The 448-nt window shown below is 40.0% G+C and carries 1 protein-coding gene; it reads left to right on the top strand.

The annotated features are described in order from the left end of the window. A partial coding sequence (locus tag ACNG5D_RS15840; RefSeq protein ID WP_418184505.1) for an HYR-like domain-containing protein occupies positions 1–448 on the top strand: 448 nt, incomplete at both ends.

Here is a 448-nt window from a genome sequence, read left to right as displayed (position 1 = left end):
AGCATAACCGTTGAACAAACCATTTTAATCACAGACCCTATAATGCCTACGGCTTCTAACCCTAATCCTATTGCTGTTCAATGTATTGATGATGTGCCTGCTGCGGATATTGAAGTTGTTACTGATGAAGCCGATAACCAAGGAACTCCTGTTGTTGCTTTTGTTTCGGATGTCTCTGATGGTAATACTTGTCCTGAAACTATTACCAGAACTTATAGTGTAACCGATGTGTGTGATAACCAAATTTTAGTCACTCAAACCATTACGGTTAACGATACTACAAACCCTACTGCTTCTGGAACTATCGCCGAATCAACAGTTGAAGGTTGTACCATTAATGATGCTACTGCCCCTGCAACTACGGTGGCTCAATTAGAAGCTCTTGGGTTAAATATTGAAGATAACTGTACTACAGATGATAACTTAGTAGTCACAAACTCTGATAGCG

The organism is Algibacter ulvanivorans (assembly GCF_048381495.1).
Lineage (GTDB): Bacteria > Bacteroidota > Bacteroidia > Flavobacteriales > Flavobacteriaceae > Algibacter_B > Algibacter_B ulvanivorans.
This window is presented reverse-complemented; position numbering and strand designations above follow the sequence as displayed.